The sequence below is a fragment of the Bradyrhizobium sp. URHC0002 genome, assembly GCF_054059515.1.
In genome coordinates, this window is sequence record NZ_JBSSCF010000001.1 from 8,798,403 (window position 1) to 8,819,553 (window position 21,151).

Sequence of the window (21,151 nt, forward strand, 5' to 3'; positions counted from 1 at the left end):
ACAGCGAACCGCAATCTTGATTGGTGAACACTGGCTCACGGCACTGCAATGATAGAGTATGGCATTTTGATCGTAATGGTGGTCTTCGCCATTGGTTTTGGCTGGTTGTGGGTCATCGAGCAAACGAAAAGGAGAAGGAAAAAGGAACAAAAAGGGGTGGAGCGATAACCCCCATGCCGGAGCGAAGGGATTGACGTTCTGCAGACGACGACGCTGCTCGCGACCCTCTGGAGAACGAATTGCTGCCGTTCGTGGATCCATGTCTGGCGTACCGGAACGTTAGTAGCCTCCTCGTCCGCACTGAGTTCCCTTTGACCTAAGTCAATTAGGCACAGGCTTGGTCTGCAATTCGGAACAACGATCGAATGCTGGCCATTGCGTGCGAAGTCAAAAATGCGAATGGCGATTGTATGGGTCTCTTCGCTTTTGGCCGCGCCGTCCGCGGCCATGGAGATCTCACGCGTAAGGTGCGATGGCGGCTACGTGCTCAAGCTTCGCGGAGACATTGTAGCCGGCGATTACGTGAAGTTTCGGTCTTACTTCGGCGATCGGCAACGAATTATCGGACTCGACCTGGATTCGCTCGGAGGTTTTCTGCACGAGGGACATCAAATTGCAGCACTAACTCGGCAAAAGCGGCTGTCCACCTATGTGTCGAAGGAATGCGACTCTGCGTGCGCGTTCATTTTCCTGCTCGGCAGCAAAAGATACATCGCAAAAGGTGCAAAGATCGGCGTCCATGCGGTTGGAAACGAGTACGGCGGTGAGGATTCTGGCACTATCCGGGACACGATTCGTTTCGCAAGGTTATCTGCAAAAATGGGCATTCCCAGTTCGACCATCGGAAAGATGGTAACGACGCCACCTGGCAAAATCACGTTTCTCGATCAGGCGGATCTTTCGGCGCTAAAGGCAATCGCTCGCGACCCTTTCAAAGTCCGCGATCGGGCTAAAAACTGCAATTCTGATCGGGAGAGTGCAGAGGCAACTGCGAATGGCGGCACGGCGAACGTCAAGACCCCGCACAGGCGACACAGTCGTATCGGCAAGACGTCGCGTGATCCCATTCAGCGTTCTGGAACGGCGCTTCACGCGCTGGAAAGAGCTGCGTTGACGAACCCGCGGTGAGATCTCCGACGTTGCCCGTCGAAGCTGAATGCGTACGACGGCAAAGCAGGCACGGCTCTTACCTGGATGTCGAGGATTTGGTCATCAGCCGCAACACTGCCGCTATCCCATTTTGTTGCTCGCTCGTCGTAGCTTTGAAATAGTTGAACAGTCCGCGGACAAGAACAAAAGGACCGTCCGATTTCTTGAAAGGTAAATCGCAAAAGAAGGGACCTGCTCTCCATAAATGGAAAGCTGCCGGAATATCGTCTACTCAGACGGCCTGACGACGCCGGTCATACTCCCCCTGTTCAGGGCACCGATGGCTCTGAGCCAAATAGGCAGTGGTCCGCAGCGGAGCGGATGTCTGCCGGCTGCGCATGGGATTGATCGCCACGTCGGAGCACTGCCGTGACGTCGCTGTCGGTGGCCGGCACCTGCTTTCCAAAGATGTGGACGTTTGTCGTACTTTCGGTCCATTATTGATGGCTTGATCTTTGAGCACAGCAAATGCTTGAATGGCTTTATATCCATTTAAGAGCAACAAATATGATTGTCCATAAAGCGATTACGCGGGTCGAACTGTACGACGCGGTTTACCGGAAGGCCGGTCTATCGCGATCAGACTCCGCAGCTTTGACGGAATCAGTCTTGAAAGAAATTTCCGACTGCATTGTGCGCGGAGAGACAGTCAAGCTGGCGGCTTTTGGATCGTTCATGGTACGCAAGAAGGGCCAGCGGCCAGGCAGGAACCCGAGGAACGGCGTCGAGGTGATTATTGAACCACGGCGGGTTGTTGCATTTAAGGCGTCCCTTATTATGAAGGCGCAGGTCAATGGGAAGCGACCTGTTAGTCCTTGCCCATTTACTACCGAAGTTGAAGTTCATGCCGACTGAGAGAGACGCTCGCGCACGTCCCCGCGTGCTCGCAATCTCCGACAAGCCCAACCCGGGCGTTTGCGACCGACGAGGCATCCATCATCTAAATTCGCTCCATCGCAGTGCCCAATAGAAAGGGGAAGTTCCGTACGGCAACTGAGGCGGCATGGCGCCGTGCCACCAGCTTCTGCTCGCACCCGGGTTTTAAGTGGCCGGTAAACTTCGGTCGGTAGCCGAGCGGTTCGGTCCGCTGGAAATCCTCGTGGTCCTCAGTCGAAACTTCGCGAAGAATAGGAAAATGCTGCAGGAGCTGCAACTCGGTGATCGAGTACGACTAACAGAGTTAGGGATTGCGCGGAGCCCGAGAACGAGTACGCGCTCGGGAGTGATTGTTGCGCTGCCGAGGCCTAAGTACCAAAGTGGTACAATTGGTGTTCTGCTCGATGGCAACAAAAGGGCGACTGCAATGCACCGTTCCTATGTCGAGGTCGATGACACCGATCCGAGCATCGCCGGTTGCGCGGACGGCTTATAGCGGGCCGCTCCTGATCTTCGCCAGGGATGCTTTCAGAGCTGATTACTTGGTGGGCGGTTACGCTCGCTAGCGACTCGGGAGGCCTGGCGGCGAACCGGCATGGCTTGAGCTAGACGCTCGTCACACATCCACTGGAAGGAACCGGGTGAATGCCGCTGACGCGAGGTGAGGCTGTTGGATACAATTCCGAAATGATGGTGTTCGAGTTCGCGATGAGAAATGGCAAGAACATTGTGCGGTGCGAGATTAGCAGGGCGGCGCTTGGTGACTTGGCTGGAGGGTGGACCAAGGGCGCGGCGCGGGGTTTGCCCGCTGAGTTCGAGGCGCACCGCGAGCTTATCGAAGCGATAGCGTCCGCACAGTTCGACCAAACTTCAAATGAGGAAACGAGGTTGGTCCGCATTTTCGCGAAACACATTCCAAGGAGCACCGTGCAAAACAAATGATGCGTGCTTAGAGACGGATGCGCAGCTGCCTGAGTGAAGGTAAATCTTAGGCCGCGTCATAGGATCCAAGTGTTGTATTTCGGATACAGTCTTCCTGACGAACTGCCGTCTTCCTGACGAACTGCCGCTAAACTTAGCTTAGTTTCGATGGGCGCTCCTGCCCGTGTGCCCGCTTCAACGAAGCGCACAATTGGGGATAGATTATGAAGAAATATCTGCTGGGTACCGTTGCGCTCTTCGCGTTGGGCATCGCCGCTCCCGCATCGGCGGCTGATCTCGCGCCCTATACCAAGGCGCCCCCGATTGCCGCTCCTATGATGTACGATTGGTCCGGCTTCTATATCGGCGCAAACGGCGGGTACGGCTGGGCTCGACAGTGCGCTGATGTTACTGCGCTCAACGGCGTCGCCTTCTTCTTCGCGGAAGGATGTAATGATAAAGGTGGTGGCATTGTGGGTGGCCAGATCGGTTACCGCTGGCAGGCCGGCACTTGGGTGTTTGGATTGGAAGCTCAGGGCGATTGGGCCAATCTTCGGACCGAGCGGCGAAGTTTGGCGTTTGCCGGCGAGACCTTCCGATCTCAGATCGATGCCTTAGGTCTTTTCACAGGTCAGGTTGGTTACGCTTGGAACAACACCCTCCTTTACGTCAAGGGCGGCGCCGCGGTGGTAAACCAGCGATTCGACATCTTCGACACCGTAGGCGGCATCGGTGTCGCCCAATCAGAGCGGACCCGTTGGGGTGGCGTGGTCGGCGTGGGTCTTGAGTATGGCTTCGCGCCAAATTGGACCGCCGGCATCGAATACGATTACATATTCAGAACGAGCGATGACACCGTGTTCTCGACCCCGCGATTTGCACCGATCACCACGGTAACGACCCACACCAGCACTGATATCAGCATGATCACTGGCCGCATCAGCTACAAATTTGGCGGCTACGGCGCGAGATACTGATCCTCGCTCAACTACGTCCCTCCACAAATTAGGTCGGCAGAAATGCCGGCCTTTTTGTTGGAGATGTCTAAAAGGTCCACCCGGAGGCCTTTTTGGACAGCGGCTCGTCGACTGCGTGGCGAAGACTATCAACGCTTGACAGCGGAGCGGAGTCTGTTGACGCCTCGTAGGAGCAAGACGTTCTTTACTGCATTTAGTCATTTAATTTACCTGTGAGAATGGCGCTGTTTGACTGGTGTTGCACCTCCACCTAGGCGCCACAGCCCCACCAGGTAGATCACAGTATTACCAGAGCGGCGCCCGGTCTTGTGGGAGGTAGCCTAGCTAGCGCCCCTGAAACCGAGCTGTGATAGCTCCGCAGATCGATGTACAGAGGCTCGAAGCGCCAGACCCTTAGTGAACATGCACACGACGATCCTGGAACTTTCAACACCATCCTCACATGACTATTCGCAATCTGATCCATGTGGAGAACTTAAATACTGCTGCTCGCTCGCAAGACGGCACTTTGAGCGAGTGGCGGCTTTCCTCCTTGAGATGCATTCTGGTTCAACAGCGGCCGGGAGTCGCTGGGATCCTGCCTGTATCCCGTTGGTTTGGCTATTCTGCCTGGGAGGCTCGGCCAATCGATCGGGAGGCCCCGGAGGACGGAGCAGGGTCCCGTTTTTACCCCATCCCCACTCTAAGACTGACCGTTGACCGGGCCTACTCCGCACGTCCACTACTGGGCAAAGCACTCCACTGGCGCGGTGCTGGTATAGCGCAGTAAGAAACAGCAGGGGTCAAAGAGATTGTCGGGTTTGGTTCATGTTGTTGACGATGATGCCTCTTTTCGCGAGGCGATGGAACGTCGGCTAAAGCAAGCCGGTTATGAGGTTGTTATCTATCCTTCGGCCCTGGATTTGTTGGTCAACTTGCCAGCCGAAAGCATCCCCAGCTGCATCCTACTGGATGTGCGAATACCCGGCTTGGATGGTCCGGAACTCCAGAAGCGTCTGGCCGAACTTGGCTCAACCCTGCCAATCATATTCGTCACTGGCAATCCCGACATTCCCACCACGGTGAGAGCTATCAAGGCGGGAGCGGATGACTTCCTGATCAAGCCGGTAACGTCGGACGACCTCATTCGCGCGATTGAAAAGGCTTTTGCGCACCACCGAACATTGCGCGATCTAAAAGACAAACTGGACAGCGTGCGCGCCCGACTTGGCCGATTGACGCCACGCGAACGGGAAGTTTTCGAGCTTGTCGTGCGCGGCGAACAGAACAAGCAGATCGCTTGGGCGATAGGCTGTACCACACGCACGGTGAAGTCACATCGCCACAGCCTGATGGAGAAGATGCAGGTCAAGTCCTTGGCAGAGCTTGTGTCCATTGCCGAGCGGATCGGCATTGCGTCGGCTACCAGACATATGGACGGTCTGTCTTTTTGATTTGGAACCAACAGCCATTGATTTACGTCAAACTGTCCGGCTGAGGCTCATATCAAAGCCTCAGACAGGTCGGCGGACAGGTCATGATGTCGAGAGATCCCAGCCTTGTTTTAGTGGTGGACGATGACTTGGGCATGCTGAAGTCCGTCCAGCGGCTGTTGCGGCTGCACGCATATGAACCCATCCTGTTTTCATCCGCAGAGGCTTTCAAAAACTACACCAATGTCGAAAAGGCAGCTTGCGTCATCTTCGACATCAACCTGAACGACGGGTCCGGTATCGAGTTGAGACATGGTCTCAAAGCGGCAGGCGTTTCCGTGCCGGTGATCTACATGACCGGGAATGAAACCCCTGCCGTTCGTGAGGCTGCGCTGGCTTCTGGCTGCGTCGCGTTTCTCACAAAGCCATTCTCAGCGGAGGAATTGATTGAGCCGCTGAAAAAAGCGTCCGCCTTGAGTTCATAGCCGCGCGTTGACATACCAAAAGAAGGAAACTCGCGTAGTCATATGGCGCCGCGCGGGCATCTCGCTTGTAGACGAGGCGGGCCGCTGCTAGACGCGGCGGGGCACGCAGGCGAGCCGCCCGAGGGCCACGTGCGTTTCGCCCATGGAGCTGACGGCAATTGATCTGTATCAACGCGCCGATCGCTTCGTGGCACCAGTCAAAATGGTAACGCTAACTGAACCGGTTCGCGACCTGGGAGCACGGATGGTTAAAGCAACTTTGGGCGACGCAAGGTTCTATCGTCGAAGTGGCCCATATCCACTTGCCGTGGTCACAGACAGGGCACGGGGAATTGCTGATGACCTCGAGCTGCTCATCGAAGGTGTTGCCCCTTTGCAAACGGCTGGCCCAAACGAAGTGAGTTTTCTGGACAACCCGCGTTACGCTTCTGCACTGGATCAAACTTTGGCGGGCGCTGTGATCGTGCGTCCTGCCATGGCAGCACGAGTACCAACGGGCACGGTGGCTATCCAAACCACTGAACCCTACGCCGCTTGGGCACGTGTGGCCGCACTGTTCTATCCCGTGCCGGCGGCTTCTCCAGGCATTCACCCGTCCGCAATTGTCGCGGAGGGGGCGCTCGTCGATCCGTCCGCGGAGGTCGGGCCGCTGTCGGTAATTGAGACCGGGGCAGAGATAGGGCCCGGCTGTCGGATAGGACCCTGCGCGGTTATCGGAAGTGGCGTGACTGTCGGTCGAGATTGCCGAATTGGCGCGCATGTGAGCTTGAGCTACGCAGTGTTGGGAGCACGCGTTTACGTCTATCCCGGTGCCCGGATCGGGCAGGAAGGGTTTGGATTCGCCTCCATAAAACATGGATTTCTGTCTGTCCCCCAGCTTGGGCTGGTCATACTTGAAGACGACGTCGAAGTCGGCGCTAATACGACGATTGATCGAGGTTCATCGCGAGACACGGTGATTGGCGCTGGCTCGCGTATCGATAACCTCGTGCAGATTGGCCACAATGTTGTCCTCGGCCGGTGTTGTGTCATCGTCGCACAGGTCGGTATTTCGGGCTCAACCGTGCTGGAGGATTTCGTCCAGGTCGGTGGGCAGGCAGCCATGGCCGGGCATCTTCGGATTGGAGAGGGTGCGGAGGTCGGGGCGCAGGCTGGCGTCATTTCGGATATAGCGCCAGGCACGAGAGTGCTTGGAAGCCCTGCGCAGCCGATAAAAGACTTTTTCCGACAGATTGCCACGCTCAAGAAGATGGCAAAGAGAGAGGGATGAGACGGTGTGTTCCGTGAGATCGTTCAACCGCCGGACCAGGCGGCGTACGTGAAATAGTTCACGTCCATGCAAAAACGTGTCCTTGCTAGTATGTAGCTTATTGGCGTTTATCGGGACTTGCTCCGCCAAGCTGGCGATGTTCGTTGACACGGGCAAACCCTGTCGGGACATTAGGCCGCTGGTTCGATCGCTGTCCTTTGTCATTGCCGCTCGACGATAGTGTTCTAGGGTTCACGGGTTGCACAAAGCAGGATCCGTTGCCTAAATTATAAACGGCATCGGCGGAGATTAGTTAAGCTGACGCGGCTTTTGCAGTCCGAAACAAATGTTGTCGGGCCCTGGTGGCGCATCCAGTATCGCCATGGTGGCGACAGGCTAGGCCCTCTACAGAGCTATCCACGCCAATGGATACGCGATCGCGTCTTCAACGTTCAGCTGCGAATATACGCCACTCACCGGGAATGCCCTTGAGGGATTGGGCGCCGCGGTCGTTGAAGCGCAATCCAGAGCCGGCTACCAGATCCTTCACTGTGCTCGACACCAAGACTTGGCCTCCACTGGCAAGCGCCGCGACCCGCGCACCAATGTGAACAGCGATACCGCCAACATCGTCACCAATCATTTCGCACTCGCCCGTGTGGAGCCCCGCCCGTACCTCTATGCCGAGCGGCTTGATTTCCTCGGCAACGGCACAGGCGCAGCGAACGCCGCGGGCTGGACCGTCGAAGGTGGCGAGAAAGCCGTCTCCAGTTGTTTTCACTTCATGGCCTCGAAATCGCGCTAGATTGCGCCGGATCGTGGCGTGATGATTGTCGAGAAGATCGCGCCACCGTTGATCGCCAATTTCGGCGGCTTTCTCGGTCGACCCGACGATGTCGGTGAAGAGAACCGTGGCAAGGACTCTGTCAACTGGGACAGGGGCCCTTGACCCAGTCAAAAACTCCTCGATCGCATCGGAGATTTCGTCTGCGTTCTCACCGACGAAAAAATATGGTCGATTCCCGGTAGCTCAAAAAGGCGTGCGCCGGGAATATGCGCCGCCACGTCGCGTCCGCCCTCTACACTGACAGTCTTGTCCCCAGTCCGGTGAATCACTAGAGTTGGCACCCGAACCGCCGGAAGAATACCGGTTATATCGATCTGGCTATTCATCTTCATGAGAGCCTTCACGGCGGATGGGCTGGCACCGAGACGCTCGTTACGGCCCCACCAGCGTTGGAAGGTGCCGTCATTTTCGCGCGACGGGGCGAATTTTTGGACGCTGCCGCCTGTGCCCCATGCCTGCTCTACATAGCTGAAGAATGCAGTGAGCGCCTCCTCTGTCGGAAACCAGTACGAAAACCGTGAAAAGCTGCCGTAGAGTACCAGCGCACGGCAACGGTGAGGGTATGTTGCGGCAAACAAGACGGACAGCGGAGCGCCTTCGGAAATCCCGAGCAAGGCCGCCTGCTCCATCCCGGCGGCATCCATGACCGCTCGCAAATCGTCCATCCGCTGGTCAAGGCCCGGAAGCTCGGAAACCCGATCTGACATGCCGGTCCCTCGCTTGTCGAAGGTTACCACCCGGGCGTAGCTGCCCAAGCGATTCAGAAAGCGGGCGAGATCAGGCTCCTCCCAGTAGTTCTCTACGTTCGAAACGAACCCGGGGACCATAACCAGATTGATCGGACCATCCCCAAACGACTGATAGGCGATGTGGACATCGCCGCTTTTAGCGTATTGCGTAACCGGCTGCATGGTGGTGCCCCTCGTCGGATTTGGCTCGCTGAACCGCAAAATCTGCGCTGAACATAGCAATAAAACGGCAAGTAGGCTTGCTGCGCGCCGGTTCCTTCAAGGGACTGGCTCGAAAATAGAAGCCGGTTGGATGATGCGTGAGCGGCGGTCCAGCGGGACGATCCGTCTTCCGATGTCCGCTGTCGGGGGTTGAGCAGACCTAACTCAGCCGCGCCTGAAGATTTGACCAGCTGCGACATTCGCTCGTTCTATAATTCCGCCAAGGAGGGTACAAAGAAGCCCCGGACGATGCCGGGGCTTAAGTTCGCTGGAGATTAGGGGAAATCAGTAACGGGCGACCGCCGGACCGCCCAAGTTGAAGCGGTAGTTGATGCGAGCGGTGATGAGGTCCACATCTTGGCGGATAGAGTCGGTGCGGAATACGCCGCCGACTGGTATGACAGCGGCACCCAAAACACCTGTCGACGTGAAGCTGTGACTATGGTTGCCCATGAACAGGTGATCGTACTCGACCGCAACCGACCAATTCGGTGCGAATCCGAATTCGAGGCCTGTTCCGACGACACCACCCCAGCGTGTTTCACTCGCTGAATCGAACAGCGCGCCTGTGGCGGTCACCGTACCTCGGTATTTGTCGTCGGTCACGGCGGCGCCGCCCTTCACGTACCAAAGAACATTGTTCCAGGCATACCCGACCTGGCCGGTGAACAGACCGAACGCTTCAATCTTGGAATTGTTAGTCCAGGCGGGAATGAAACCGCTAACATTGGATCCCTTCAAATCAGCCCAGTCGCCCTGCGCTTCGAGGCCGAACACCCAACCGGCGCTCTGCCAACGGTAACCAATCTGACCGCCAACCACTCCGCCGGTCGCATCGTGACAACCTTCACGGAAGGTGGGTACGACAGTTGCACCGGGGAAGTTCGTAATATCCCAGCACTTGTGGCTCGATCCCCAACCGCCGTTGGCACCGACATAGAAGCCGCTCCAGTCGTAGATCGCAGCCACCATCGGTGGCGCCTTGGTGTAGGGACGTGCAGCCAGATCAGCGGCCGACGCGGGAGCAGCCACGCCTAATGCAACTAGACCAACCGTGGCCAGCAAAAACTTCATCATGTGTTTCTCCATCTCCGACGGCTCTGGTGATCTATCTCAAACGATAATGCACCTCGCAACTGCCGATAAGTTTGCTGCAGACATTCGTTTGACTCCAATTCCATTCACAACTTATGCGATTATGTCCTGAGATTGCGTGCCCTTAATGCAACAACCCATTTTTCAAATATGACTGGAAAATGGCAAACTGCACACGGGATCACGCACCCGCTTCACGCGCCGCACCCATCCGCACGCCCTGCCGTGGCGGAATGCTGTCGGTTGAAGTACCTTGCATTGCCATAGGGCGGAGGCCGGATGAAACAATGTGTAGCGATCACCTTGAGCGCGATAGCGGTCGGTTTGGCCGCTGATGCCGCGAGCGCCCAGCCCGATATTGCGACCGACCATGAGCTTTTAGCCGCGTACTGCTTAGGAGCGGCAAATGCTGTTGTTCGCCAACCGACCGGGGTCGCGCAACTTGACACGATGATTGAGCAAGATCACCAAGCCAAGTTGGTTCGGCTTCGCGCTTACTTGGGGGCCAAAGGCTACCTTCCTACCTTCGTCCGCTCGCAGGCGGCCTCGCAAGGCATCTTGCTTTTTGCCCGGCGTGGCAAGGCCGACGAAGAGCGGTGCCGCGCTCGCATCGCTGCTTGCGTGCCGGTCTGTACCGGGCAGCCCGATGCCGGTGCGATGACAACATGCATGGAGAAGTGTCGCAATCCCGAACCTGCCTGCCCGCCACTTGCGCGATGCGCCAGTGACAAGCTGCCCTTCTGATCCGCATCGGTTTATCACCCATCATCCTGCCACGGCATCGTCGGCCATGAGGACATCGTCTACGCCGCCACCCTGTCTTCCTTGTCAACTCCACGCATGACGAGCGCATCATCTGGCAAGGGCAGTTGCAACGCCTTAGCATCATCCCACGGTGCGTCCATCCAGACATCGCGCTCCTCATCCGTCATCAGGATCGCCGACATCGCCTTCGGGTGTATCGGCTGGACGATGTCGTTCGGTGCCGTCGAAGACCGAAGTCAAACCAATGTGCGCGAGCGGCTATCCGCCGCGCCTTGATCCGAAAACATTGCCGTTCTACGTTCCGCCACGCGATCCAGGCGCGCCATTGCTGGCACCGCGCCGGTCAAGCCAGTGCCGGCGAAGCCTAAGGGACCGCGGCCAGGTTGGGCGGCTGGCTGGATTTGAACGAGGAGAATGATCAACGCGCTTTGATCACGGCCCGGAGGTGCGGCCTGATCATTGCGCGCTGAAGTGATCCCTTGACATAAGTCAAAGCGCCCATTTGGCGGGGCGCCAATTGGTATAATGGATCCGAACGACAAAACGCCGGGCAAAAAGGAGCCTCAGCCGGCTCGCGACCTTGAGGAAGGCAAGGAGTCATTGCGGAATACATCGCCGATCTGCGGGCGTTCCTGGGCAAGCTACGACGCAAGCTCAATTAGGCCGCGGCGGATAGCTGCAAGCCAAGCCCGGCTGATGCGGTTGGAGAGACGGCGCGCCTTTGAGGAGGCCGAGCGGAAAATATTCCTCGATCTAAATCAAGCCCACTGCGAGCGGACATCGCAGTTGCTGAAAATTCGCTCGAATTTGCTTCCATTGTCCTTTGGTACAAGTGACGGACGGGACAGTGTGGCATCTACTTCGAACTAGGCTTGTTTTGGAAAACCCTCGAGTTATGGATTCCGCCGATGTTTGTGCGTCTCACCACGAACGTGACGTCCAGTCCCACTTCGCTTGTGGACTTCGGCATGACGAGCGGGTCAAACCCAATCGTCAGTTTGAATGAATTCACCTACAAGAAGGGGACCGAGATCTTCGGCGAGAAAGAGTCGGCCGAGTACGTTTATCAGGTAAGAACCGGCGCGGTCAGAAGCTACAAATTACTTACAGATGGTCGCCGCCAGATCGGCGCGTTTCATCTCGCTGGCGATATATTTGGACTGGAAAACGGTGATGCACATCGGTTTACCGCAGACGCGGTTGTGACGACTACCGTCCGTCTAATCAAACGGCAAAGCCTTGAGACGGTCGCTGAAAGCGACGCAGTTGTCTCTCGGAATCTTCTCGGCATGACCACACTCAATCTGATGCACGCCGAAGATCACATGCTGCTGCTAGGCCGCAAAACTGCACTGGAGAAAGTCGCTGCGTTCTTGCTTGAAATGGATAAGCGGTTAGCCGCTACTGGGATCCTGATGCTGCCAATGTCCCGCCGTGACATCGCGGACTATCTTGGACTAACGATTGAAACCGTATCTCGTGCAATATCACGGTTTCATCGAGCCGGCTTGCTCCATTTCATCGGCAGCAATCAGCGCGAAATCTCGCTCCGCGATCGGGCAGGGCTGGAAAGCTTTAACCTGCCGGCATAGAGAACCCATCAAGTAAGCCTCCTTCTCGGCGGATTGGCGTTGTCGCCATCCAAGTACTTGCCTCGCAGGAGGGGCCTCATCGGAATGCATCCTTCACCCGCACGCATGCTGGATAGATAGGCAACGGCCAGACAAATGCGAGTCGGGTCGCGGTGTGTCCGGCAGAGGGCGTGGGCGGGGCCGCCTCGGGCACGAAGCGAATCCTGTCACGCAGTAGCAGGGCGACCATCTGCATGACGTGCAGCACGCTGACTTTGTTTATGGCCATCACGATGAAGCTCGGGTGTTAAGGGTGCCAGTTAAAATTGACGTGCCGCGATCGGGGTGGACTTGGCGAACGGGGTCCATATGAGACCTTGGGAAGCCGGGCTTCAGCGCCTTGCCAGCTCCAAGAGCTCCTCAACAGAACCCGGCACGTAATCGCACTCCACAAATCGTCGGCGCAGCTCGTCAGCTATGTCGACCGTGACATCACGGGACCAGCCCTCAGCGGTATTGAAGGCGACGATACGCATCGGACGGCTGTATTGATCGTCCAACAGCTCGCGGATCAGCGTCTCGTGATTGGCGTCCGCTTCAGCGGTCTCGCGCCAGACGGGGCCGAGGCGTCCCAAGTCTTCCAACACTAGGTAGGTATCGTGGCCGGTTTCAGACGGGACCACTGATGGGGAGGGACGCATACGCAACTCCACAAAAGGGCTAGCAGCTCCAGAGTCGAGCTGCAGCCGTGTGGCGACATGCCGCTAATCTATGCCGCCGGAGCCTGAGTACATTCCGGTTTTTGGTTCCGCGTCTGTCCGGTGCCGGACAAACTGTGGCTACAGACGACGGCAAGAGCGATGCGCGGGGCTAACCGGTCCCCATGCGCCCGTTTTCGAACAACGGCCGGATGTCTGCACCCCGATGGCCGCAAACCTGACAGGTAAATCTTCGGCTCCAGAAGGATGACGCACGTCGTCGCCCCAGCGGCTCGCGTCGACCACGACGGAGTGCGCTCACTTGTAGTCGGCGCAATAGACGATGAGCCGGGTAGCGCCGGTCTCCCGCATTTCCACGATGGTGATTTTCTGCTTGCGCTGCATGGATCGATGGTGGCTCAGGATCACGCGGGTTGGACGACGCCTGCATCGTCGGTCCTCGTCAGCTCGAAGGCGCGTCCTTTGGCCAGCACCGCCCAGGCGATCCGGGCAAGCTTGTTCGCGAGTGCGATCGCCAGCACGTTGTGGTGCAACCGCCTCTTGGCGGCTTCGATCCAGGATTTGAGCCCGTAACGTTCCCAGTTCTTTATCTTGACCAACACAACCCATGCCGCCTGCACGAACAGAACGCGCAGGTAGCGATTGCCGCGCCTCGAGATTTTGCCGAGGATCGTGCGGTCTCCCGTCGAAATCTGCTTGGGCACCAGTCCGAGCCAGGCGCCGAAGTCGCGGCCTTTGGAGAACATGTCTCCAGTGCCGATCGCGGCCACCATGGCGCTCGAAATGATCGGCCCGATGACAGGCACCGTCATCAGGCGCGAACATGCCTGATCTTGACGGGCCAGTGCTTCGATCTCGCCGGATAGGCCATCGATGCGCTGATCCAGCCGGCGCCAGTCGCCTACCAACTCCTCGATGACGCGCAACATGCGCGGCGACAGGGCATCGGTGCGCGTCGCAAGAATGGTAGGCAGTTCCGTACGCAGGAAGCCGATACCCTGGCGTACGGCGATCCCGCGTTCCAGCATGAAGGCGCGAATCTGGTTGATGATGCCGGTGCGTTGCGACACCAGCCGCTCGCGCACCCGATGCAGCGCTTGCAGATCCAGTTGCTTCGCGGTTTTGGTCGCTACGAACTTCATCGTCGGTCGCTGCACGGCTTCGGCAATCGCTTCGGCATCATTGAAGTCGTTCTTCTGTCCCTTGCTATAGGGACGGACATATTTGGCCGGCATCAACCTGGCATCGTGACCAAGCGATGCGAGTTTGCGGCTCAGGTGATGTGCGCCCACGCAGGCTTCCATGCCGATCAGGCATGGCGGTATATTGGCGAGCCGCGCTTCCACTTGGCCACGCGACCACTTTTGCCGCAACACGATGGCGCCGCGCGTATCGTGGCCCACGACGTGGAACGAGTTCTTGCCGATATCGATGCCGATCACAGCGATCGCGGTATTGGGTGCCTGAGGCATGGCGAGCTCCTTGTCTTTGGCGCCCCTTGCCAGCTTCGCTGGCTGGCGGGGCAGGAGCACGGCCCGACCATCCCATTAGCGGGCATTGTCTCCTTCCAAGTGTGGCGTTCAAATGGTTACAATGCCCCATTATGATGCTTGGAGCGAGCATGAGGCAGCACCGGGCCTGGCGGCATATCGGCGGCGGGGTTGCAAGGGGGCCGCGCGTCCCAGGAAAAGCCGCAGCCCAAGTTTCTATCCAGAAAGAAGAGCAGGATTGCCCGCTAATTATAGCCAATACGCCCGCGACCGAGCAGCAAAGGGCGATCGCTGTCGGGGCCGCCATCTTCTTAATTGTCGCGGCGGCGGCTGTCGCACCATTCGCGAGCGTCCAGTTAGGCCGGATCGATGCCTTCATTCCGGTCTTGCAAACCGCCTTGAGCATCGCCGACCTTATTACGGCGACCCTTCTGTTTTCTCAGTATTCCATCCAGCCGCAGCGGGCTCTTCTCGCCCTCGCGAGCGGCTACATATTCAGCGGTTCGTTCGCGTTCTTGCAAACGTTGGCCTTTCCAGGCGGGTATGCCCCTGCTGGCCTGATCGGTGATGGGCCCAACAGCCCGGCTTGGATTTACGTGCTTTGGCACACCACTTTTCCGGCGGCAATCATGGTCTATGCGTTCTCCAAAGATCGAATTGGAGTAGACGCTCTGGCGGCCAGATCGACAAGGGGGACCATCATTACCACCCTTGCCGGCGTACTCGGGACAATAACTGTACTCACTTGGATCGTAACCACGAAAACGGAATATATCCCGAGCTTCTACACCAATGACGTCAGAGTTCAGACGCAGTTTGGCAATCAAGTCAACTTTGCGCTTTGGTCTTGGGGCGCAATCGCTCTGACGGTCCTATTTCTTCGTAGACGAACAATCCTCGATTTATGGCTGATGGTGACTTTACTCGCCAGCATGCCAAACTTCCTGGTGGCGATCGTCGGCAGTTCAATACGATTTACCATTGGTTGGTATGCAGCTCGTTGTTTTGTGCTGGTCGCTAGTTGCATGTTGCTGACCGTCTTGATCGTCGAAACGATGCTTCTTTATTCGCGGCTAGCAAGCGCCATCACCTTGCTGCGACGTGAACGCACGAACCGGCTCTTGAGCGTGGAAGCTGTGGTGGGGGCCGTCGCCCACGAGTTGGGCGCGCCCTTAGGAGCCATCGCTCTTAACGCCAGTACAGCTCTCAGCCAGCTTCAGTCAATTCCGCCTCATTTGGAGGTCCTGGAGGAAATCCTCAGTGACATAGAGGCTGACAGCCATCGCGCTGGTGCAACGATTTCTAGCATTCGCGAACTGACAACCAAGACAATTCATCGAAGTGGCCCAATAAGCGCAGAGGATGCGGGACAGCTCGCATTACGATTGCTAAGACATGATCTTCAAGTCCGGGAAATATCGGTGAGTACTGATTTCCAAGGCAATCTTCCCGACGTGCAGATGGATAGCATCGCACTGCAGCAAGTACTTCTGAACCTCATGAGGAATGCCATTGATGCCATGGGTTCCTCGCCCCCGGGTACTCGGCGGCTGCAGCTTAAAACCCGCTTCGACGGGCAGTCGAAGGTATTGATGTCGGTCGAAGACTCCGGTCCTGGAATTCCCGCCGGGGACCGGGAGCGCATATTCGATCCCTTCTTTACGACAAAAGACGGCGGAATGGGATTGGGGCTCGCTATCTCTTCTACACTGTTGGCAAAGCACGGAGGCAAATTGAGGCTGATCAAGTCGGACTCAGATGGCTCCATTTTTGAGCTTACACTGCCGGCCGGTTCGCGACCGGAATAGCATACCGGATCGGAGCCAACGGAGGCGACTATGTTTAACCCTACAGAAATTGTTATCCAAGCGTTTGTCGAGCATCTTCGAAATATGTACGGTCAAATCTATGGAGTCCTAGAGCCCGCCTATCCCGACATCATTGGTTTTGTTGGGCGCCTCGCATTGGAAAATATTGCCGATAGTGATGCGGCCTACCACGATATGAACCACACCATCATGGTAACGTTGGTCGGCCAAGAGATTTTACGCGGAAAACACACCAGAGACGGCGGCGTCACGCCTCGGGATTGGCTTCATTTTACGATTTCGCTGTTATGCCACGACATCGGCTATGTACGAGGGGTATGTCGGGGTGATCGCGATGGACAATATGTCTGTAGTGAAACAGGTGATCTGGTGGGCGTATCCGCGGGAGCAACCGACGCATCCTTGACCCCCTATCATGTCACGCGATCGAAGCTCTTTGTCCGAGAGCGTTTCGGTAAGGCGAGTTTGACCCACATCGACACGCGAGAAATCGAGGCAAATATCGAGCACACGCGCTTCCCCGTACCGGAGCACGAACAGCATGCGAACACGGCAGATTATCCAGGCCTGCTACGTGCCGCGGATCTGATCGGCCAATTGGCGGACATCAATTACTTGCGCAAGACGTCCGCGTTGTTTGCCGAATTTCGGGAAACCGGCGCGAGCCAGAAGCTCGAATATGAAACAGCCGATGATTTGCGGGCAGCGTACCCGGCTTTCTTTTGGAACGCCGTCCGCCCCTATATCGGTGATGCACTAAGGTATCTGCGTGTAACGCAAGAAGGCAAGCAGTGGATCGCCAATCTTTATGCGCACGTTTTCTCAGAAGAACACCGGGGAGAATTTGGGGCGCACTGAGGCGAGCCTCAGCCGTGTATGTGGTAACTTACAGAGACGCTAAGAGAGGCGGTTGATACGTTAATCCCGCAAGCTTGCTCCTGCGCGTCGAAGATTGCCGATCGGAGTGCGCGCTGCGCATGAGTCCGCTGTTCGCACTTTTCGGACATGCCGCGCCAAGCTGGTGATGTCCGTTGATAGGGGCAAAGCGGGCCTCGCGCTTGGCACGTCGAGGTCTGAGTTTGACCCGGAATTTTGGCCCTGGGAACTAGCTAGGCCTGGTGCCCTATTTCCCGCTCGTTGTCCCGTCGCAAAGTGTTAAGCTACCTGCTCTGAAGGGCAGCAAATGCAGCGACGCACATTCATTGCGGTTCTCGGTGGGCGGCGTTGACGTGGCCGCTCGACGCGCAGGCGCAGCACCCAACAACGGTGCCACGGATCGGATGGATTGCCGTCGGCAGGCCACAGGGATCGGAGTTCCTTGAGGCTGTTAAGCTGGGATTGCGGCAGTTGGGCTATGTCGAGGGCCGATCCATCATAATCGAGACAGGTTGGCCGACCGACATCCGTGATCGTGTGCCAGAACCTCGTGCGCGAACTGCTGGCCCTAAATGTACAGGTAATCCTGGCCCAACGAGCGATCGTGCCCCTCGTGCGCCGAGCAATCGACTCGGCTCCAGTCGCCGTAATGGATCAGCCAGCTATCGCGGCGGTGAGGATCTGGGCGGCGGGTGAGATCAGGCATCGCAGCATTTAAGCCGAGCGGCAGCGGTCGAGGCAACGCATATCGTTATCGGATATAGAACGTCAGTAAAGCGCCGAGAGAAAACAGTAACATCGAAGTGCTCAGTGATGTTGCAATGACGGTGCCGGCTGTCGGTTCTGGATTTCGGAAAGCAAATCGCTGGATCAGATAGCCCGCAAGTAGCCAAACGGCGCCGCCGGCGGCGAGTGATGCGCCGGCAACCGCAGCCTCCACCACTTCGTTCATGCGAACCTCCGTAAATGATTCGATGAAACCAGTTGACCCGACTGGCAGATTTGCGTCGGTTCGGTTTTTAACCAAAGCGCAAGGCTGTCAACGACTTCCGTGAAAAGTGTTGCACCGGCGCATCACCGTGGACGGGCCGCGCTTTTCAGTATCAGGCGAATAGGTCTGCGCCGCCTTGCGTCAGCTTCACGAAGGTGTCGCTGTCGTGGGGCTCGATCCAACCGCGCGCGCTACGCGAGCGTCGCTTTTATCGACAAATTTGACGCCGCAGGTATTTCCGTTCCGCCACACCACGCGGCAGTACTTGGTCGTTTTGAAGCCATCCAATGACAGAGCAAATTTAAAGGCGGCCGTGTGATGCGTAGATGAGTGGAGCATGGCTCCGTCAGGGTGGAAATTCACCACCAGACAAGGATGACAGCCGCGAATACCGTCAACATGGAGCAGCGCGTGCTGGCTGATTTCAACGCGTTCCAGGGCACGACGTTCAAACATGGACATCCCCCAAAATCTAAAATCATCAGCGTACTAATCAACGCATACTAGATCGTCCGGCTACTTTTAAAAGTCAGGCCCACTAACTTTTTAAAATTGTAAGGAACGGCCTTAACGCGCCCCTCGCTGCCTTGCCGCGCGTACCCCAAGCGTGTGCAGGTGAAGCTCGATCCGATATCAGAGAGCGTGACATCGTCGCCCCAGCGATCGACGCAGATCGACAACGCCCCCCTCGCGAGATGGGCGCTTCCTCGCAATCCTAGTCTACTTAGCTGCGGTCTTCTGCTGCGGTGGCTTTGGAGCCGCCGTCAGCATTCGGATTTTCCAATCGCCATCTTGCTTGACATAAGCGGCGGGTCCATATGCCGACCGAATCCATCGGTTCACCCTTGTCGTTTTTGCCAGTGACGAGGAATTTGCCCATGGCACCGGGCGTGTCGTTATCGATCTGCCAGGCCTCCTCGACGGTGGCTTCAAGCTTGTTCATTCCGGCTTTGAACGCACCGCCATAGTACTCCGTGATGATGTGCTTGCCGGCCGGATTAATGATGAAGCCGTCCTTCGTGTAGAGTGCCGCGATGCAGGACGCGTCCTGCTTGTTGAAGCAAGCCATGTAGGACGCAGCGATTTTGCTTACTTCCTGTTTCATGTCATCGGAGACGCCGGAGCCGCAAACATAAAGGGGGTGCACAATGCCAATAAAACTGAACGTTTCATTTCCATTCCCTCCCTAAGTGGTGCGCAATTGCACCGTGACGCCCACCGCAATGGGCGCTGCGTTGCAATCGGTACTTCTTATGCCCGACTTCATGGGTATGACGGTCGGTTTGATGTCGGAGAGTCTAACGTCATCGGCCCAGCCGTCAGCGTTAGTCTCAACGTAATCGCTGCATCGGTGATCGCGGCAGTAGATCAGCACGAACGTCGGAAGTGCGCATTTCGCCGTAGGTGGTTTTGGGCATGGGGTCGTCGTGATGCTGAACGTAGAGTAATCATACTTCAAACGCGGCCCGTAAAACTACGGTTTGAGCGCATTGGCGAATCGCGACACAGATGTGAACACAACAACCGTATCACATTGATTTATCTCAAATTTTTGACCTGTTTGTTTCCCTTGCGCAGGGAACGCTTTCAGCGGGATCCGACTGGTTCGGCGGCCCCAACGATCAGATGGGCGGCCTATGGTGTTGATTCCCAGACAACCCCAGCTCCTGCGATTCACCAGCAGCGGTGGCGCGCCATCCCCCAGCCCGATGTTCGACCGCTCGGCGCTGCTCAGGAATATGGATGTAGGCAGATGCCCTCTATACCTTGGGTATTCAATTTACCTGTGGCGCAACCCCGAATGCACCCACTCCGCGGACTGAGGCTGCAGGATCACCGGGGAGTGATCCCCCCCTCCGGAGTTTCGGGCAGATTGTGGTATTGTCCGCCATCTCCTGATTGCGATGCTGGGTCATGAACCAACCACCTATGAGATTGCCAGTTTGCAAGCACTGCAAGGCCAAATTCCGCCCGAGCAGAGCCGACGCTGATTTTTGTGGCAACCTTTGCCGGCAGGCGGCGTATCGCATGCGGAAGAAAGACATTCAGTTTAAGGAAGCTGAGGGTAGGGCGCAGCGCATAGCGGACGCCGCTGCATTCGTCGGTCGGGTATTTGAGGCTTATCGGCGCGTAGCAACTATGTTGCACATGCAGGCAGAAGAACACCGGATCAGTGACGTGAAGTTCATGGGCACCCCTCGCGGGGTTTTGGCTGCCGAAAAGGTTCCCGGAGCCCTCAAGCTAGCGCTAGCCCGGTGTGATTGGGCCGGAGGGCCCACGCTTAAGGAGATGATTGAAACTGGGGTTTTTCCAAATCCCCCGAGGTGCTTTCGGTTATACCGAAGCAGGAAAACCTCGGTGGAACGTTTATCGACAGAATAGCAGAGAAGGAATGCCGGGATCTGCTCCGTGGTCCGGAGTGTCACGTCTCGCTATTTAGCGGCCGTGTTCTGGAGGATCACGGCGGTTTTGTAATGATCATTGCCAAACCAAGGGCTGGGTGGAGTTCCCCCGAACTCTACGTCTCGGATGAGGAATCGGATTGGGAAAACGAGGCCAGCGGGTTTGACGGCCAAGCAGCAGATCTGTTGGCCGGTGGGGGTTACCAGGTCACCTAGCTTCTGTTAAGGGTAATCGTGCTATGTAGCTGAAGTTGCTATACTTTGCTTCTTTGGTCTTCTCGTTCTCCTGTTAATAGAAGGGTGCGGGACACCCGACTGACCACCGACCGCCTCGGCTTATCGCCCGGGCGGTTTTTCTTTGGAGCGAACAGATGAACAGCATGCAAGAAGTCGTAGGACTTCTGTACGTGTCGCTTGCGATCGCCGCGGGGGGAAATGATCTCCTGGAGGATAGTAACGACATCCTGCGGGTCGTGATCGAAAGGGAGTCCGTCAGTCCTGACGCTCGTCGAATACTCAAGGCGCTTGTAGCCACCACCTCGACGCG

General features: G+C 57.0%; 20 protein-coding genes. 11 read left to right on the forward strand and 9 right to left on the reverse strand.

Translation table 11 applies throughout. The features are described 5' to 3' along the window. Positions 1 to 393 precede the first annotated feature (393 nt). From ACVWVY_RS42420 to lpxD, 7 genes are all read left to right on the forward strand, one after another. Positions 394 to 1,128, forward strand: a complete 735-nt coding sequence (locus ACVWVY_RS42420; RefSeq protein WP_456631958.1) for a hypothetical protein — start codon at positions 394 to 396, stop codon at positions 1,126 to 1,128. Between the two features lie 528 nt (positions 1,129 to 1,656). Next, the gene (locus tag ACVWVY_RS42425; protein ID WP_456632464.1) at positions 1,657 to 2,004 is read left to right on the forward strand and encodes an integration host factor subunit alpha; all 348 of its coding nucleotides are present in this window, start codon (positions 1,657 to 1,659) and stop codon (positions 2,002 to 2,004) included. A gap of 666 nt (positions 2,005 to 2,670) precedes the next feature. Continuing rightward, positions 2,671 to 2,967 (forward strand): DUF1488 family protein, encoded by a 297-nt coding sequence (locus ACVWVY_RS42430; RefSeq protein WP_456631959.1) that lies wholly within the window; start codon positions 2,671 to 2,673, stop codon positions 2,965 to 2,967. Positions 2,968 to 3,170: 203 nt separating this feature from the next. Beyond that, complete coding sequence (locus ACVWVY_RS42435) at positions 3,171 to 3,923, forward strand: outer membrane protein (protein WP_456631960.1); 753 nt, start codon at positions 3,171 to 3,173, stop codon at positions 3,921 to 3,923. 791 nt (positions 3,924 to 4,714) lie between these two features. After that, a complete protein-coding gene (locus tag ACVWVY_RS42440) occupies positions 4,715 to 5,356 on the forward strand; it encodes a response regulator transcription factor (protein WP_456631961.1) in 642 nt (213 codons plus the stop codon). An 83-nt stretch (positions 5,357 to 5,439) separates the two neighbouring features. Continuing rightward, entirely contained in the window at positions 5,440 to 5,820 is a 381-nt protein-coding gene (locus tag ACVWVY_RS42445) for a response regulator transcription factor (protein ID WP_456631962.1), read from the forward strand. Positions 5,821 to 5,962: 142 nt separating this feature from the next. Then, positions 5,963 to 7,090 carry a UDP-3-O-(3-hydroxymyristoyl)glucosamine N-acyltransferase gene (gene lpxD, locus ACVWVY_RS42450; RefSeq protein ID WP_456631963.1) on the forward strand — a complete coding sequence of 376 codons (1,128 nt, stop codon included), beginning with the start codon at positions 5,963 to 5,965 and terminating at the stop codon, positions 7,088 to 7,090. Between the two features lie 424 nt (positions 7,091 to 7,514). Here lpxD and ACVWVY_RS42455 read toward each other — a convergent pair whose 3' ends face one another. The 3 genes from ACVWVY_RS42455 to ACVWVY_RS42465 form a co-directional block, all read right to left on the reverse strand. Further along, entirely contained in the window at positions 7,515 to 8,027 is a 513-nt protein-coding gene (locus ACVWVY_RS42455; protein ID WP_456631964.1) for an adenylate/guanylate cyclase domain-containing protein, read from the reverse strand. Next, on the reverse strand, positions 8,024 to 8,827 hold the full coding sequence (locus ACVWVY_RS42460) for an alpha/beta fold hydrolase (protein ID WP_456631965.1): 804 nt from the start codon (positions 8,825 to 8,827) through the stop codon (positions 8,024 to 8,026). The genes ACVWVY_RS42455 and ACVWVY_RS42460 overlap by 4 nt, the downstream gene beginning before the upstream one ends. 324 nt (positions 8,828 to 9,151) lie before the next feature. Further along, the gene (locus ACVWVY_RS42465; RefSeq protein ID WP_456631966.1) at positions 9,152 to 9,943 is read right to left on the reverse strand and encodes an outer membrane protein; all 792 of its coding nucleotides are present in this window, start codon (positions 9,941 to 9,943) and stop codon (positions 9,152 to 9,154) included. 297 nt (positions 9,944 to 10,240) lie between these two features. On the opposite strand from ACVWVY_RS42465, the gene ACVWVY_RS42470 reads away from it, so the two are divergent. Continuing rightward, positions 10,241 to 10,705, forward strand: coding sequence for a hypothetical protein (locus tag ACVWVY_RS42470; RefSeq protein ID WP_456631967.1), 465 nt, complete (start codon positions 10,241 to 10,243; stop codon positions 10,703 to 10,705). Between the two features lie 59 nt (positions 10,706 to 10,764). Here the strand turns inward: ACVWVY_RS42470 and ACVWVY_RS42475 are convergent, their stop codons facing one another. After that, positions 10,765 to 10,908, reverse strand: coding sequence for a hypothetical protein (locus ACVWVY_RS42475; RefSeq protein WP_456631968.1), 144 nt, complete (start codon positions 10,906 to 10,908; stop codon positions 10,765 to 10,767). 726 nt (positions 10,909 to 11,634) lie between these two features. Between ACVWVY_RS42475 and ACVWVY_RS42480 the strand changes: the two genes are divergently transcribed. Next, positions 11,635 to 12,318 carry a helix-turn-helix domain-containing protein gene (locus ACVWVY_RS42480; protein ID WP_456631969.1) on the forward strand — a complete coding sequence of 228 codons (684 nt, stop codon included), beginning with the start codon at positions 11,635 to 11,637 and terminating at the stop codon, positions 12,316 to 12,318. A 371-nt stretch (positions 12,319 to 12,689) separates the two neighbouring features. Here ACVWVY_RS42480 and ACVWVY_RS42485 read toward each other — a convergent pair whose 3' ends face one another. After that, the gene (locus ACVWVY_RS42485) at positions 12,690 to 12,998 is read right to left on the reverse strand and encodes a hypothetical protein (RefSeq protein ID WP_456631970.1); all 309 of its coding nucleotides are present in this window, start codon (positions 12,996 to 12,998) and stop codon (positions 12,690 to 12,692) included. Positions 12,999 to 13,420: 422 nt separating this feature from the next. Then, the gene (locus ACVWVY_RS42490) at positions 13,421 to 14,488 is read right to left on the reverse strand and encodes an IS110 family RNA-guided transposase (RefSeq protein ID WP_456631971.1); all 1,068 of its coding nucleotides are present in this window, start codon (positions 14,486 to 14,488) and stop codon (positions 13,421 to 13,423) included. 149 nt (positions 14,489 to 14,637) lie between these two features. Between ACVWVY_RS42490 and ACVWVY_RS42495 the strand changes: the two genes are divergently transcribed. Continuing rightward, positions 14,638 to 16,314: an MASE4 domain-containing protein gene (locus tag ACVWVY_RS42495; protein WP_456631972.1), complete on the forward strand. Its 1,677-nt coding sequence runs from the start codon at positions 14,638 to 14,640 to the stop codon at positions 16,312 to 16,314. A gap of 30 nt (positions 16,315 to 16,344) precedes the next feature. After that, a complete protein-coding gene (locus ACVWVY_RS42500) occupies positions 16,345 to 17,193 on the forward strand; it encodes an Npun_R2479 family HD domain-containing metalloprotein (RefSeq protein WP_456631973.1) in 849 nt (282 codons plus the stop codon). 769 nt (positions 17,194 to 17,962) lie between these two features. On the opposite strand, the gene ACVWVY_RS42505 is transcribed toward ACVWVY_RS42500, so the two are convergent. The 3 genes from ACVWVY_RS42505 to ACVWVY_RS42515 all read right to left on the reverse strand — a co-directional run bounded on the left by ACVWVY_RS42505 (position 17,963) and on the right by ACVWVY_RS42515 (position 19,307). Beyond that, positions 17,963 to 18,163: a hypothetical protein gene (locus ACVWVY_RS42505; protein WP_456631974.1), complete on the reverse strand. Its 201-nt coding sequence runs from the start codon at positions 18,161 to 18,163 to the stop codon at positions 17,963 to 17,965. A gap of 186 nt (positions 18,164 to 18,349) precedes the next feature. Then, positions 18,350 to 18,658, reverse strand: coding sequence for a hypothetical protein (locus tag ACVWVY_RS42510; RefSeq protein WP_456631975.1), 309 nt, complete (start codon positions 18,656 to 18,658; stop codon positions 18,350 to 18,352). A 268-nt stretch (positions 18,659 to 18,926) separates the two neighbouring features. Beyond that, the gene (locus ACVWVY_RS42515) at positions 18,927 to 19,307 is read right to left on the reverse strand and encodes a nuclear transport factor 2 family protein (protein WP_456631976.1); all 381 of its coding nucleotides are present in this window, start codon (positions 19,305 to 19,307) and stop codon (positions 18,927 to 18,929) included. Between the last annotated feature and the right edge of the window lie 1,844 nt (positions 19,308 to 21,151).